Source organism: Pseudomonas sp. RtIB026, from assembly GCF_016861355.2.
Classification (GTDB): Bacteria; Pseudomonadota; Gammaproteobacteria; order Pseudomonadales; family Pseudomonadaceae; genus Aquipseudomonas; species Aquipseudomonas peradeniyensis.
Genome location: NZ_AP023348.2, coordinates 3346062 through 3360158 on the forward strand (window position 1 = coordinate 3346062; position 14097 = coordinate 3360158).

The 14097-nt window shown below is 65.6% G+C and carries 17 protein-coding genes; 8 read left to right on the top strand and 9 right to left on the bottom strand.

Annotation, left to right across the window (positions count from 1 at the left end):
* Positions 1-190: 190 nt before the first annotated feature.
* The 6 genes from PRtIB026_RS14845 to PRtIB026_RS14870 all read right to left on the bottom strand — a co-directional run bounded on the left by PRtIB026_RS14845 (position 191) and on the right by PRtIB026_RS14870 (position 4842).
* On the bottom strand, positions 191-1210 hold the full coding sequence (locus PRtIB026_RS14845) for a branched-chain amino acid aminotransferase (protein WP_203646838.1): 1020 nt from the start codon (positions 1208-1210) through the stop codon (positions 191-193).
* Positions 1211-1335: 125 nt separating this feature from the next.
* A complete protein-coding gene (locus PRtIB026_RS14850; protein WP_203646836.1) occupies positions 1336-1578 on the bottom strand; it encodes a hypothetical protein in 243 nt (80 codons plus the stop codon).
* Positions 1575-2057 carry a hypothetical protein gene (locus PRtIB026_RS14855; RefSeq protein ID WP_203646834.1) on the bottom strand — a complete coding sequence of 161 codons (483 nt, stop codon included), beginning with the start codon at positions 2055-2057 and terminating at the stop codon, positions 1575-1577. Before PRtIB026_RS14855 ends, PRtIB026_RS14850 begins: the two co-directional genes overlap by 4 nt.
* A gap of 138 nt (positions 2058-2195) precedes the next feature.
* Positions 2196-3776 carry an ATP-binding cassette domain-containing protein gene (locus PRtIB026_RS14860; protein WP_203646832.1) on the bottom strand — a complete coding sequence of 527 codons (1581 nt, stop codon included), beginning with the start codon at positions 3774-3776 and terminating at the stop codon, positions 2196-2198.
* A 347-nt stretch (positions 3777-4123) separates the two neighbouring features.
* On the bottom strand, positions 4124-4477 hold the full coding sequence (locus PRtIB026_RS14865) for a hypothetical protein (protein ID WP_186733310.1): 354 nt from the start codon (positions 4475-4477) through the stop codon (positions 4124-4126).
* The gene (locus PRtIB026_RS14870) at positions 4474-4842 is read right to left on the bottom strand and encodes a glyoxalase superfamily protein (RefSeq protein ID WP_050706017.1); all 369 of its coding nucleotides are present in this window, start codon (positions 4840-4842) and stop codon (positions 4474-4476) included. Before PRtIB026_RS14870 ends, PRtIB026_RS14865 begins: the two co-directional genes overlap by 4 nt.
* A 284-nt stretch (positions 4843-5126) precedes the next feature.
* Between PRtIB026_RS14870 and PRtIB026_RS14875 the strand changes: the two genes are divergently transcribed.
* From PRtIB026_RS14875 to ureG, 8 genes are read left to right on the top strand one after another with little or no spacing between them, the layout of a single operon-like run.
* Positions 5127-5960 (top strand): urease accessory protein UreD, encoded by an 834-nt coding sequence (locus tag PRtIB026_RS14875; RefSeq protein ID WP_203646830.1) that lies wholly within the window; start codon positions 5127-5129, stop codon positions 5958-5960.
* Between the two features lie 11 nt (positions 5961-5971).
* The gene (locus PRtIB026_RS14880) at positions 5972-6274 is read left to right on the top strand and encodes an urease subunit gamma (RefSeq protein ID WP_038706005.1); all 303 of its coding nucleotides are present in this window, start codon (positions 5972-5974) and stop codon (positions 6272-6274) included.
* A gap of 10 nt (positions 6275-6284) precedes the next feature.
* Positions 6285-6602 carry an urease subunit beta gene (locus PRtIB026_RS14885; protein WP_186714494.1) on the top strand — a complete coding sequence of 106 codons (318 nt, stop codon included), beginning with the start codon at positions 6285-6287 and terminating at the stop codon, positions 6600-6602.
* Positions 6599-8302 carry an urease subunit alpha gene (gene ureC / locus PRtIB026_RS14890; RefSeq protein WP_203646827.1) on the top strand — a complete coding sequence of 568 codons (1704 nt, stop codon included), beginning with the start codon at positions 6599-6601 and terminating at the stop codon, positions 8300-8302. The genes PRtIB026_RS14885 and ureC overlap by 4 nt, the downstream gene beginning before the upstream one ends.
* 10 nt (positions 8303-8312) lie before the next feature.
* The gene (ureE, locus tag PRtIB026_RS14895; protein ID WP_203646825.1) at positions 8313-8798 is read left to right on the top strand and encodes an urease accessory protein UreE; all 486 of its coding nucleotides are present in this window, start codon (positions 8313-8315) and stop codon (positions 8796-8798) included.
* Positions 8799-8817: 19 nt separating this feature from the next.
* Positions 8818-9363 carry a HupE/UreJ family protein gene (locus tag PRtIB026_RS14900; RefSeq protein WP_203646823.1) on the top strand — a complete coding sequence of 182 codons (546 nt, stop codon included), beginning with the start codon at positions 8818-8820 and terminating at the stop codon, positions 9361-9363.
* Entirely contained in the window at positions 9363-10037 is a 675-nt protein-coding gene (locus tag PRtIB026_RS14905) for an urease accessory protein UreF (RefSeq protein ID WP_203646820.1), read from the top strand. Before PRtIB026_RS14900 ends, PRtIB026_RS14905 begins: the two co-directional genes overlap by 1 nt.
* Positions 10038-10048: 11 nt before the next feature.
* Positions 10049-10672 carry an urease accessory protein UreG gene (ureG, locus tag PRtIB026_RS14910; protein ID WP_203646818.1) on the top strand — a complete coding sequence of 208 codons (624 nt, stop codon included), beginning with the start codon at positions 10049-10051 and terminating at the stop codon, positions 10670-10672.
* A gap of 459 nt (positions 10673-11131) precedes the next feature.
* Here the strand turns inward: ureG and PRtIB026_RS14915 are convergent, their stop codons facing one another.
* The 3 genes from PRtIB026_RS14915 to PRtIB026_RS14925 form a co-directional block, all read right to left on the bottom strand.
* A complete protein-coding gene (locus PRtIB026_RS14915; RefSeq protein WP_203646816.1) occupies positions 11132-12049 on the bottom strand; it encodes an AEC family transporter in 918 nt (305 codons plus the stop codon).
* Between the two features lie 285 nt (positions 12050-12334).
* Positions 12335-13198 (bottom strand): LysR family transcriptional regulator, encoded by an 864-nt coding sequence (locus tag PRtIB026_RS14920; protein ID WP_203646814.1) that lies wholly within the window; start codon positions 13196-13198, stop codon positions 12335-12337.
* Between the two features lie 239 nt (positions 13199-13437).
* The gene (locus PRtIB026_RS14925; RefSeq protein WP_203646812.1) at positions 13438-14049 is read right to left on the bottom strand and encodes a cell wall hydrolase; all 612 of its coding nucleotides are present in this window, start codon (positions 14047-14049) and stop codon (positions 13438-13440) included.
* Positions 14050-14097: the final 48 nt, after the last annotated feature.

Genomic DNA, 14097 nt, shown 5'->3' on the forward strand with positions numbered 1-14097 from the left:
ATCTGGCTGTATGGGAGACGCATTCCCCTGTAGGAGCGGGCTTGTCCCGCGAACACCGGCGAAGCCGGTGCCATGCAACGCGGTGCCTGTTTCGCGGGGCAAGCCCGCTCCTACAGGGGGGCGTGGAGGTTCCAAGAAAAATGGGGCATGCCATCGCTGGCATGCCCCATCGTCACTTCAGGCGGATGCTTCAGGCGACCTTGACGATCCAGCCCGCCGGGGCTTCGACGTCACCGCTCTGGATACCGGTCAGCTCGGCGTAGAGCTTCTGGGTGACCGGGCCGACTTCGGTTTCGCTGTGGAACACGTGCAGCTTGCCGTTGTACTGGATGCCGCCGATCGGCGTGATCACTGCGGCGGTGCCGCAGGCGCCGGCTTCGATGAAACGGTCGAGCTTGTCGATTTCCACGTCGCCTTCGATCACTTTCAGGCCCAGGCGCGATTCGGCCAGTTCCATCAGCGACAGGCGGGTGATGCCCGGCAATACCGAGATCGACTTCGGCGTGACGAATTCGTCGTTGGCGGTGATGCCGAAGAAGTTGGCCGAGCCGACTTCCTCGATCTTCTTGTGGGTCAGCGGATCGAGGTAGATGCAGTCGGCGAAGCCGGCTTTCTTGGCCTCGTAGCCTGGTTGCAGGCTGGCCGCGTAGTTGCCGCCGACCTTGGCTGCGCCGGTGCCTTGCGGGGCTGCGCGGTCGTAGTCGGAGATCAGGAACTTGTGCGGGGTCATGCCGCCCTTGAAGTACGAACCGACCGGGATGGCGAAGACCGAGAAGATGAACTCGGGAGCGGTGCGCACGCCGATGTTGTCACCGGTGCCGATCACGAATGGACGCAGGTACAGCGCGCCCTTGCCGTGCGGCGGCACGAATTTTTCGTTGGCCTTGACCACCTGCTTGCAGGCTTCGATGAACTGTTCGGTCGAGACCCGTGGCATCAGCAGGCGGTCGCAGCTGCGCTGCATGCGCGCGGCGTTCTGGTCCGGGCGGAACAGGTTGATCGAACCGTCCTTGCAGCGGTAGGCCTTCAGGCCTTCGAAGCACTGCTGGCCATAGTGCAGGGCGGTGGAGCCTTCACTGATGTGCAGCACATTGTCTTCGGTCAGGGTGCCCTTGTCCCACTCGCCGTTACGCCATACGGACAGGTAACGTTTGTCGGTCTTGATGTAGTCGAAACCCAGCTTGTCCCAGTTAATGCTTTCGTTACTCATGACACCCTCATTGCTCTGGCCCGAACACGGCGGGCTGCTTTTATATGCGCACCCCGCCACCATAATACATCCGGCGCGGATCGGGAACGGCCAGTCACACAATCCGCCGGGCGTGTACGTTCGGGTCAGGCGCTGTCGCGATGGCGATTACGATGAACGAACAGGCCTGAGCCTGTGCAGAGCAGAAATGTCACCCACATGGACCACTCTACATTCAGGTACAGACCCTGAGGCAGGAACCACCAAGCCAACGCACCTGCGCCAAGCAGAGACAGCCCGGCCCATTTGCGGAGCTTTGCAGCGCGAAGGCTGTGGTGGAGCACGGCTGCTACAAGTGTGAGCAGTATCGCGGCGATGAAGGCGTTCATGGCTGTGCCTGGATAATCAGCGATTGGCTTGACCGTTGCGGTCCGATTCCTCCGCTGACAGTCGCCTCTATGTACACCATCCTGTCGCCCATGTGATAAGTCGGTAACCTGCTGCTTGCCAGCGGGCCGATGCTCACCCCCAGCGCGGCGCCGGTTATTGGCGCGACCAAGCCGACAGGTACGCCAATAGCTGTGCTGATTAGTGCACCGACGTGCCCGCGTTGGTCATTCAGTGCATCGCCTTGTGCTCTGGAGAGAGGTCGGGACACCATGATTCGCAGCGCACATGGTCGGTCGCCTGCTTGCATTCGATCGTAGATCCGGATCGCGGCATCGCTGATCTGGTAGCTGGCCTGACGAGCCGATGCAAAGTACAGCTTGCACAGGTGGGGTCGGTCTGCGGGGTGCACTGTCAGTGCATAGAGGTCGAATACTAGTCCATGTGTGGTAATGATCTGGCTGACGTTATCGAACTGCACATCCACCTTCCTTAGATTTTACCTTGGCCAGGAACATTGCCGTGCAGGGGGATGTTGCTAAAGACCCCGACTTCCGAATGATGTGTAGGAAGATTCTGAAGGTTGTCAGATGCTTAGTCAGACATGTCTTTGCTGAATTCAGCCTAAACGCAGATAGTCCTTCAGAATCAGGCTTTCCAGAAAAACGTGGTCATGCGAGACCACCAGCAGCGTCCCCTTGAACTGTCGCAACAACTGCTCCAGCGCCTCGAGCGACGGCAGATCGAGGTGGTTGTTCGGCTCGTCGAGCAGCAGCAGGTCCAATGGCTGTTCCCGGTACAGCACGGCAGCCAACGCGACCTTGAGCCGTTCGCCGCCACTGAGCAGGGCACCGGGCAGTGCGATGCGTGCCGCATCGATGCCCAGCTGCGCCAGCCGACGATGCAGTTCGTCGCGCTGCAGGCGAGGATTGGCGGCGCGCAGGTGTTCCAGGGCGCTCTGTTGCGGTTCCAAGCGGCTGCCGTGCTGGTCGAGCAGGGCCACTTCGCCGGTCAGCCGCAGGCTTCCCGCGCGCGGCGCCAGCTCACCGGCCAGCACTCGCAGCAGGGTGGACTTGCCGCTGCCGTTGTCGCCCACCACCCCCAGTCGCTGGCCCAGGCACAGGCGCAGGTCCAGCGCATCCGTCGTGCCCCGTGGCAGGCACAAACCCTCCAGGGCCAGCACCTCGCGCCCCGCATGCCGTTGCGGCGTGGGGGCGTGCAGCATGATCGGCACCTCGCGCTCGACCTGGCACGCTGCCTGGCGCACCTGTTCGTCCAGCGCCACCTTGGCGTCTTGCTGCTCGCGGCGCTGGCGCCCGGCGGTGGCCTGGCTGCGCTGTTGCTGGCGGTCGAGCAGAATCTGCGCCTGGTTCGCCTGCCTGGCCTGGCGCCCGGCGCAGGCCTGGTGACGCTCGAGATTCTCGCGCTGACGTTGCAATGCCACGGCCTGGCGTTGACGTTGCTGCTTGAGGCGCAGCAATTCCTGCGCGGCCAGTTCGGCCTGCGCGGTGCTCTGCTGCCGGTAGAAGGCGAAATCGCCGCCATAGGCGCGCAAGCCAAGGGGCGACAGTTCGACGATGCGTGCCATGTGCCCGAGCAGTGCCCGATCGTGACTGATCACCAGCAGGCCCTTGTCCCAGCCCTGGAGCATGTCCAGCAGCATGGCCCTGGCACTGCTGTCCAGGTGGTTGCTTGGCTCGTCGAGGATCAGGTAGTCGGCCTCGCTCAGCCAGGCGCCGAGCAGGGCGACGCGCATGGCCTGGCCGCCGCTCAGGCGATTGGCCGGGCAGTGCGGGTCGAGATGACCCAGGCCATGGCGTTGCAACTGAGCCTGCAATCGCGAGCGGATGTCCCAGCGATCGCCGACTGCGTCGAAGTCCGCCGGGTCGATGCTGCCGCGTTCGATCCGTTCGAGGGCGCGCAGGGTGCCACCGATCCGGGCCAGGTCAGCGAGAGTGGCGCTGTTGGCGAGTACCTGCTGGTCGAGATGATGCACCCGGCCATGGCGCAGGCAGTGGCCCTGGCTGGGCTCGCGCAGGCCGGCCAGCAGTTGCCCGAGCAAGCTCTTGCCCACGCCGTTGCGTCCGACCAGGCCGGTGTGGCGCAGGTCGAAGGATTCGTTGAGGTCGGTGAAAAGTGGCCTGCCATCGGGCAGGACCAGGGTGACGCTGTCCAGCGTCAGGATCGACGAGTTCGTCATGCACAACTCCACTCATGCCGCGACATCCCCGGTGTGAACCGGAGGCTGAAGACTGGCCGTCAGGCTGACGGCGGCATCAATGGCGCATTGGACGAATACCTCGTGGTGTGGAATGGGTGCAAGACTAGTCCAGCAACGCGTTGGAAGGCAACGTTTTCGCCTATGCGCGTCGTCAGCACATGCGCAATCCCCTGTAGGAGCGGCCTTGCCGAGGCGTCGGACCGGCCGGAAAGGGCTGCGTAGCAGCCCCGGCGATTGATGCGTCAACGCTGAAAACCTGGGGCCGCTACGCGCCCCCTTCGCGGCACGAGGCCGCTCCTACAGGGACCGCGCAGGGCTTGAAGGGCTCAGCGCAAGCGCCGGTTCCAGTCGCCGCCATGATCGCGCCAGCAGGCCTCTTCGCTGTCGAAGCGCACATGCCAGGCCACATGGTCCAGCTCGATCCCCGCGTCGCTCAGCGCCTGGGCGGTCAACGCGATCATCCGCGCCTTGTCCGCGCCGGCCAGGGCCCGGGCCTTGTCGGTGTCGTCGGTGAACACCCAGGTGATGCGCAGGCTGGCGGGGAAGTCGTCGAGGTCCACCTGGTGGGTGAGCCAGGCGAAACCGACGATCTCGCCCTGGGCGGTGGCGCAGGCCTCGGTCAGGCAGGCGACCATCTCCCGCTCCAGGCGCGCCAGGGCACGCTTGCCGCCGGCCATCAGACGTTGTCGATCTGCTGGCAGAAGCGCAGGCGGTTGCCGAACGGGTCGGCGACCTGCATCTCCAGGCCCCAGTCGACTGCCTCGGCGTGCGGTCGCGCATAGCCGTATTGTTTGGCCAGCAGTTCACGCTCCAGGGCCTTGAGGTCCTCGACTCGGGCGAACACCGCCGCGCCCGGCGTGGCGTCGCCGTGGTGCTCGGACAGGTGCAGGATCAGGCCGTCGCGGTGGACCTGCATGTACAGCGGCAGGTCCGGGGCGAAGCGGTGTTCCCAGTCGAGCTGGAAACCGAGGAAGTCGAGGTAGAACTCCCGGGCCTTGTCGACCGAGAAGATCCGCAGGATCGGAATGGCGGGGGCGAATTGCATGGGGGCGTCCTTGGCTCGAAAAAGGGCAGGGTGGTCACTTTAGCGCACTTCGCCATCGAGGCTGGCACCCGAATTGCGCGCCCGGGCGCAGCCGCTCTGGGCCGTAGCCTTGCGGCATGACTGGCGGTCCGAAAGTTTCATCATCGTTCATCTGCGCAGTTGGCCCGCTCCCTGCTATATCCCCTCAGCGAATATTGATCGAGTGGTCAGCCCGGAATGCCCGCAAGCACCCCGCGCTTGACCCTCAATCCGGCCACCAGGCCACGGATTTCAGGGGTTCCAGGATGTCGTTGGCGCAACAGATCGACCCACCGCAGGCAGACCCGGGCTGGAGCGCCCATCTGCAGTTGCGCTTCGTCCAGCGCGAGGGCGTGACCCGCCTTGGTGCGCGGCGTCATGTCGGACCTCTTTTGGTGCAGCGGCCGTTCTACCCGGAGGGCGCGCCGTGCCATGTCTATGTGCTGCACCCGCCCGGCGGGATTGTCGCCGGTGACCGCCTGGAGCTGGACATCCACCTGGAGAGCGGCAGCCACGCCTTGCTGACCATGCCCGGCGCCAGCAAGTTCTACCGCAGCATCGGCCCCACCGCGCGCCTGGCCCAGCGCTTTCACCTCGCCGCCGGCAGCACCCTGGAGTGGCTGCCCCAGGACAGCATCTTCTTCAACGGTGCCCGAGCCTGCCTGGACAGCCGTTTCACCCTCGAGCCCGGTGCCCGCCTGCTGGCCTGGGAGACGCTGTGCCTGGGCCGCCCGGTGATGGGCGAGCGCTTCGAGCAGGGCGCCCTGGATAGCCGATTGCGCATCGAGCTGCCCGGTGAGCCCGGCCTGCACGAGCGCCTGCGCATCGAAGGCGGGCACCTGGACAAACTGGCCGGGCATCCGCTGATCGCCACGTTTTGCGCCGCGCCGGCCGACCAGGCGCTGCTCGACCAGGTGCGCCAGGCCCTCGACGAACTGGCCACGCCCGCTGGCGCGACCTTGCTCGGCCCGCTGCTGGTGATCCGCCTGCTCGACCACGACAACCAACACCTGCAACGCAACCTGCAGCGCCTCTGGCACCTGCTGCGCCCGGCCGTGCTCGGCCTGGCGCCGTGCCCGCCGCGCATCTGGGCCACCTGAAGAGAGCCGCCATGGAGCTGACCCCGCGAGAGAAAGACAAACTGCTGCTGTTCACCGCCGCCTTGCTGGCCGAACGGCGCCTGGCCCGTGGCCTGAAGCTCAACTACCCGGAAGCGGTGGCGCTGATCAGCGCCGCGGTGCTCGAAGGCGCCCGCGATGGCCGCACGGTGGCCGAGCTGATGAGCCTGGGCCGTGAGGTGCTGGTGCGCGAGCAGGTCATGGCCGGCGTGCCGGAGATGCTGCACGACGTCCAGGTCGAGGCGACCTTCCCCGACGGCACCAAGCTGGTGACCGTGCATGAACCCATCGTTTGAGGAGGCCGGCATGATCCCCGGAGAAGTCCAGGTCGCCGCAGGCGACATCGAGCTCAACGTCGGCCGCCAGACCCTCAGCGTCAGCGTGGCCAACCATGGCGACCGCCCGGTGCAGGTGGGCTCGCACTACCACTTCCACGAAGTCAACGACGCCCTGGTGTTCGAGCGCGAGCCGACCCGTGGCTTTCGCCTGGACATTCCGGCCGGCACCGCGGTGCGCTTCGAGCCGGGGCAGGCGCGCACCGTGCAGCTGGTGGCCTATGCCGGCAAGCGCGAGGTGTACGGCTTCCAGGGCAAGGTGATGGGCGCGCTGGAGGGCAGGGCATGAGCCGCATTTCCCGCCAGGCCTACGCCGACATGTTCGGGCCCACCGTCGGCGACCGCGTACGCCTGGCCGACACCGCGCTGTGGGTGGAGGTGGAGAAGGACTTCACGATCTACGGCGAGGAGGTCAAGTTCGGCGGCGGCAAGGTGATCCGCGACGGCATGGGCCAGGGCCAGATGCTCGCTGCCGAGGCCATGGACCTGGTGCTGACCAACGCACTGATCATCGACCACTGGGGCATCGTCAAGGCCGATATCGGTGTCAAGCACGGGCGTATTGCCGCCATCGGCAAAGCCGGCAACCCCGATGTGCAGCCTGGTGTCACGGTGCCTGTAGGGCCGGGTACCGAGGTGATCGCCGCCGAAGGCAAGATCGTCACCGCCGGCGGTATCGACTCGCATATCCACTTCATCTGCCCGCAGCAGGTGGAGGAGGCGCTGACCAGCGGCGTGACCACGTTCATCGGCGGCGGCACCGGCCCCGCCACCGGCACCAACGCCACCACCTGCACCCCCGGCCCCTGGTACCTGGCGCGCATGCTCCAGGCCGCCGACTGCCTGCCGATCAACATCGGCTTGCTGGGCAAGGGCAACGCCTCGCGGCCCGAGGCCCTGCGCGAGCAGATCGCCGCCGGCGCCGTGGGCCTCAAACTGCACGAAGACTGGGGCTCGACGCCCGCCGCCATCGACTGCTGCCTGGGGGTGGCCGAGGAGATGGACATCCAGGTGGCGATCCACACCGACACCCTCAACGAGTCGGGCTGCATCGAAGACACCCTGGCCGCCATCGGCGAGCGCACCATCCATACCTTCCACACCGAAGGGGCGGGCGGCGGCCACGCGCCGGACATCATCCGCGCGGCGGGGCAGGCCAATGTGCTGCCGTCCTCGACCAACCCGACGCTGCCCTACACCGTGAACACGGTGGACGAGCACCTGGACATGCTCATGGTCTGCCACCACCTGGACCCGAGCATCGCCGAGGACGTGGCCTTCGCCGAGTCGCGCATCCGCCGCGAGACCATCGCTGCCGAGGATATCCTCCACGACATGGGCGCCTTCGCCATGACCTCCTCCGATTCCCAGGCCATGGGCCGGGTCGGCGAGGTGGTGCTGCGCACCTGGCAGGTGGCACACCAGATGAAGCTGCGTCGCGGCCCGCTGGCGCCGGATGGTGCCTACAGCGACAACTTCCGGGTCAAGCGCTACATCGCCAAGTACACCATCAATCCTGCGCTGACCCACGGCATTGCCCACGAAGTCGGTTCGGTGGAGGTGGGCAAGCTGGCCGACCTGGTGCTGTGGGCGCCGGCGTTCTTTGCGGTCAAGCCGGCCCTGGTGCTCAAGGGCGGGATGATCGTCACGGCGCCGATGGGCGATATCAACGGCTCGATCCCGACCCCGCAACCGGTGCACTACCGGCCGATGTTCGGCGCCCTGGGCGCGGCGCGGCATGCCACGCGCATGACCTTCCTGCCCCAGGCCGCCGTGGACCGTGGCCTATCCCATGAACTGAAGCTGCAGAGCCTGATCGGCGTGGCCCATGGCTGCCGGCGGGTGCGCAAGGCCGACATGCTCCACAACACCCTGCAACCGCTGATCGAGGTCGATGCCCAGACCTACCAGGTGCGTGCCGACGGCGAGCTGCTGGTGTGCGAGCCGGCCCACGAGCTGCCGCTGGCGCAGCGCTATTTCCTGTTCTGAAGGAGCGAACATGATTGTCCTTACCCGTCGCATCACCCAGGTCGAGGCCATCACCGGCACCGTCACTCTCAATGTCGACAGCCGCATCAAGAGCCGCCTGCGGGTCACCCTCGACGATGGCCGCGAGGCCGGATTGATGCTTGAGCGCGGCCATCTGCTGCGTGGCGGCGAATTGCTGAGCGACGCCGAAGGCACTCAGGTGATCCAGGTAGTCGCCGCGCCGGAGGCGGTGTCCACGGTGCGTTGCGCCGACCCGCACCTGCTGGCCCGCGCCGCCTACCACCTGGGCAACCGCCATGTGCCGCTGCAGATCGAGCCGGGCCTGCTGCGCTACCAGCACGACCATGTGCTCGACGACATGCTGCGCGGCCTGGGGCTGGAGGTGGTCGCCGAACAGGCGCCGTTCGAGCCCGAGGCCGGTGCCTACCAGAGCGCACCCCATGGTCATTCCCATGGCCACGCCCATCCGTTCGTACGCCTGCCAGCCCATTCCTGACCTCACCCTGGAGCCCACAATGAAAAAGACTTTCGCCCTGGTACTGCTGATGGTGGCCCTGCCGGCCTTCGCTCACCCCGGCCACGACGCCAACCCGCTGCAGGACGGCCTGCTGCATCCGCTGACCGGGCTCGATCACCTGCTGATGCTACTCGGCACCGGCGTGCTCGCCGCCCTGACCCGGCGCAACCTGACCCTGCCGCTGGCGACCCTGGCGGCGATGTTCGGCGGCGCGGTATGCGGCCATCTGTTCGGCGACGTGGTCGGCATGGAGCAGATGATCCTCGGCTCGCTGCTGGTGGCCGCCGCCGCCATGCTGCTGCCGAGCCGCCAGTGGCTGCTGTCGCTGATCATGCCGGTGTTCGCCCTGTTCCACGGCTGGGCCCATGGCGTGGAAGCCACCCCCAGCGCGTTCTGGCAGTTCAGCGCCGGCTTCGTCACGGTCAGTGGCCTGCTGCTGGCGGCAGGCTTCGGCGTCGGCTGCCTGCTGCGCCGTCATGCCGGTCTGCAGAAAGCCTTTGGCGGCGGCCTGCTGGCCGGTGCCGCGCTGGTGCTGGCCGGTTGATGACCAGCGACCTGGCGCTGCTGCGCCTGCTGCAGCTGGCCAGCCCCGGGCTGCCCGTGGGTGGCTTCACCTATTCGCAAGGCCTGGAGTGGGCCGTGGAAGCCGGCTGGGTGAAGGATGCCAAGGGCTTTGCCGCCTGGCAGCGCGAGCAGTTGCACGACACCCTCGGCCATCTCGATTGGCCGCTGCTGGCGCGCCTCTACCGGGCCTGTCAGGCGGACGATGCCGAGGCCTTCGCCCACTGGAGCCTGTTCCTGCTGGCCAACCGCGAGACCGCCGAGTTGCGCCTCGAGGAGCGCCAGCGCGGCAGCGCCCTGGCGCGTCTGCTCGATGGTTGGCAGCTGGCGCAGGCTCCGGCCTGGCGCGCCAGCCTCGAACTCAGCCAGCTGGGCGGCATGGCCTGGCTCGGCGCGCATTGGTCGATCCCGTTGCGCCAGCTCGCCCTGGGCCATGGCTTCGCCTGGCTGGAAGGCGCGGTGATGGCAGGGGTGAAGCTGGTGCCGTTCGGCCAGCAGGCCGCCCAGACCTTGCTGCGCGACCTGGGCGAGGCGCTGCCCGCCGTGCTCGACCATGCCCTGGCCCTCGATGACGACCAGCTCGGCGGCGGCCTGCCGCTGCTGGCCATCGCCTCATCGCGTCACGAAACCCAATACACCCGATTGTTCCGTTCCTGAGGACTGCCTAGATGGAAAACTACCAGCAACCCCTGCGCGTCGGTGTCGGCGGCCCGGTCGGTTCCGGCAAGACCGCGCTGCTCGAGTGCCTGTGCAAGGCCATGCGCGACCACTACCAGATCGCCGTGGTGACCAACGACATCTATACCAAGGAAGACCAGCGCATCCTCACCGAGGCCGGGGCCCTGGCGCCCGAGCGCATCGTCGGCGTCGAGACCGGCGGCTGCCCGCACACCGCGATCCGCGAGGACGCCTCGATGAACCTGGCCGCCGTCGAAGATCTGGCGCGCAGGTTCGGCAACCTCGAAGTGATCTTCGTCGAGAGTGGCGGCGACAACCTCAGCGCCACCTTCAGCCCGGAACTGGCCGACCTGACCATCTACGTGATCGACGTCGCCGAGGGCGAGAAGATCCCGCGCAAGGGCGGGCCGGGGATCACCAAGTCGGACTTCCTGGTGATCAACAAGACCGACCTGGCGCCTTATGTCGGTGCTTCGCTGGAAGTGATGGAGCGTGATACCCGGCGCATGCGCCCGGAGCGACCGTGGACCTTCAGCAATCTGAAGAAGGGTGAGGGGTTGCAAGCGGTGATCGACTTCATTGTCGAGCGGGGGATGTTGGAGAAGGATAAGTGATGAAATTGGTGTCTAACTCGGCATTTTCGACATATTTCCTACGGTTTAGGCGTTGATTTCCGGGTTATGGATGGGCCTTTGGTGAAAGCCGTTTCCTGCGACAAGGGATATCGTGTGTCGGACTGATGACAGGGCGGAATGAGAAGTTTCACTTGTCGCGGTTAAACCACATTATTTACTGAAGGAAACTGTTATGAAAATGTTCGCATTTGTCGCTCTGTTGGCCACTGCTGGCTTAGCTCAGGCTCAATCGTCCTGGTTGCCGATGCCGATCGAATGCCCAGAGGGTTACTACCCGACGGCAATGGGATCCTGCCAGCCTGATTTCGACTTCGACTAAGTCAAGTCAGCTGTTTCAATGCGATACCCGCGCCGCTGGGCAGTCATGCTCAGCGGCGCTTTTTTTGCTTGCTGGCCTTTCTCCTGAGCGTGGGCTGCCCACCCTCAAAGCGAATTGTTTCAACTCAGCGCCAATGTCAGCACCATTGGCAGCGTCACGGCGGCGATGATGGTCTGCAGGGCGATGATGGTCGCCATCAGCGGCGCGTTACCACCCATCTGTCGGGCCATCACGTAGGATGACGAGGCGGTGGGCAGGGCCTGGAACAGCACCGCCACCACCGCCGCCTGGCCGCCCAGCCCGAGCAGCTGGCACAATGCCCAGGTGGTCAGTGGCATGACCAGGAACTTGAACAGTGCCGAGACTACCAAGGGCTTGGCCTGCTGGCCGATCCGCGCGCCACCCAGTGCTGCGCCAACGCAAAGCAGTCCTAAAGGTAACGCCGCCTGGCCCAGGGCTTTGACCGTGGGCTCCAGGCCTGCTGGCAGGCCCACGCCCGTCAATCGCAGCAATAGCCCCCCGGCACAGCCGATGATCAGCGGGTTGGCAAAGATCGCCTGGAGTACCACGGCCGGCGAGCTGTGGCGTGCGCTGAAGCGAGCGAAGACCAGCACACAGAGCAGGTTGACCAGCGGCACGATGGCGGCGTTGGCCACGGCCGCCAGGGCGATGCCGGCCGTGCCGTAGATACCGGCGGCCAGGGTCGCGCCAATGTAGTTGTTGAAGCGCACGCCACCTTGGAATACCGAGGTGAAATCGGCACCGTCATAATTGGCAACGCCCTGGTAGAGCACCAATAACAGGGCGCCAAGCAGCGTCGAGAGCATTAACACGCCCACCATGCCCAGCACCGGCACGCCGTCGAGGTTGGCGGTGGCCAGGCCGTGGAGGAACAGCGACGGCAGCAGCACGTAGTAGCTCAGGCGCTCGGCGCCGGGCCAGAAGGTTTCGGCGAGAAAGCCACGCACTCGCAGCCAGGTACCGAGGGTGATGAGCAGGATGATCGGGACGAGGGTGGTGAGCAGCAGATGAAGCATGGGGGCGGGTCCGTGGTCGGGTACCGTCACAGACTAGCGGAGTGGAGTGAGCAGAAAAAACGGTGTTTTCTTGAGCGACTGTTGAGAAAAACTGCACGAACTGAAAGCCCGCGCTCCATGACCAATGCGTGACTCATTGATTTAATTTTATCCTGTGGGAGCGGCTTTAGCCGCGAACACCGGCGAAGCCGGTGCCATCCACTGCGTCGCTTGCTTCGCGGCTGAAGCCGCTCCCACAGGGTGCGCGCTGACCGCGCAATCATGGTTCGCGGCGCGACACTGTGATCAGGCCTCCAACGCGGTCCTCAACACTGCACTCAAATGCCGGCGCTGACTCTTCTCATGCTCCAGCAGCACCATACGCCGGATCAGCTGCGGTTCGCCGAAGGGCAGCACGGTGGCTGCTGGCAGCCGCTCGAGGTCGTCGTCGCTCATGGGAATCACCGCCACCCCCAGCCCCATGGCCGCCATACGCGCCAAGGCCTCCTGGCTGTCCAGTTCCATCTGCTCGTTCACCTGCAGCCGCTGACGACGCAGCTCCTGCTCGATCTGCCGACCGGCCCAGGCGCGTTTGTCGAAGCGCAGGAACGGCTGCTCGGCGAGCAGCGTCGGCAGGTTCTGGCCGGCCAGTTCCGGGCTGGCGATGGCCCAGAAGCGGTCCTCGAACAGCGGCGTGTACTGAAGACTCTGCGGGTAGGGGCTGACCGGCTCGGTGGTGATCGCCGCGTCCAGCTCCCCATCCTCGACCCGTCGGGCGAGCTCTGCCGACATGCCCGAAACCACACTGACATGCAGTTCGGGGTGGTGCGCCTTGATCCACACCAGCGCCTTGGGCAGGCGCCGGGCAAGCACGGTATGAATTGCGCCGATGCGCAGACGCCCACGCAAGCTTGGGCCGCTGGCCAGGGTGTCTGCCAGCTCGTCGTAGGCGGCCAGGATGCCTTCGGCACGGACCACTGCGAGTTGGCCAGCCTCGGTCAGCATGACCTGGCGGCGGCTGCGGTCGAACAGGGAGACCTGCAGTTCGACCTCCAGGGTCTTGATATGCAGACTCACCGCCGAGGGGGTCAGGCTCAGCAGGTCGGCGGCGCGGGCGAAGGTGCCGTGGCGAGCGATGGTGACCAGGGTGCGCAAGGCTTTGAGGGACACGCGGGGCAGGCTCCGGTTCGTGGCTTGGCAGGTTGGGCCGTGCAGGAGGGGGGAGGCGGGTACGATACGCGAAAACATGGTTCCACGCTGAAGGCGAGCGTTGGCCTGAGGTCTGATCACGCGAAGGATGCTGGAGGACAAGATTGTGGGAACACTGATGGGCGAAGTCTTGGCTCAGATGGACCGATTTCATTGTCGTACGAGGCGCCCACGGATCAATGTCGGACTGCCGCCGGTCATCATCGGGCTAGCGCTTGGTTCGGTTTGTAGAACAGGAAGTGCGTGGTCTCGGCCGTCTTGCGGTAGGCCTTCGCCCAATCCGGGTTGACGTTGCGGTCGTGAAAATACAGCGCGCCGCCGGTGGGGTCCTTCAACTGCTGGTTGAGGGCCTTGCGGGCAATTTCCTTGGCCACTGCATAGCGTTCCTCTTCTTCCACCTGATCGGGGCGTCCATCGCACCACCAGGAAAACTGGCAGCTCTTGCTCTCTACACCTTGCTTGACCACCGCGCAGACGCTGTCGGGAAAGCCCTCGTGCCCCAGGCGATTGAGCACCACGCTGGCTACCGCACCCATGTCCTGGGCATTGGCACCCTTGGCCTCCCAGTAGATGGTGCGCGCCAGGCAGGTGATGCTGTCATCCATCGGCGACTGGCCCGCCGGGTCGACCGCCTGGACTTCTCCAGGGGTCAGGGTCTCCTGCTTTTTCGGCGGTGGTGCATCCTCGGCCACCTTTTCTTCCAGTACCTGAGCCTTGTCTTCGGCGACCGCGGCTTTCTGGCTGTCAGCGGCGGGGAGGAGGCCTGCGAACAGGGCGAGGGACAGGCCGAACAGCATCCACGGTAGGCGCATGGTCGATATTCCTGAGGGTGGGCTGTCTACAGTCTAGCTGCACGGCTT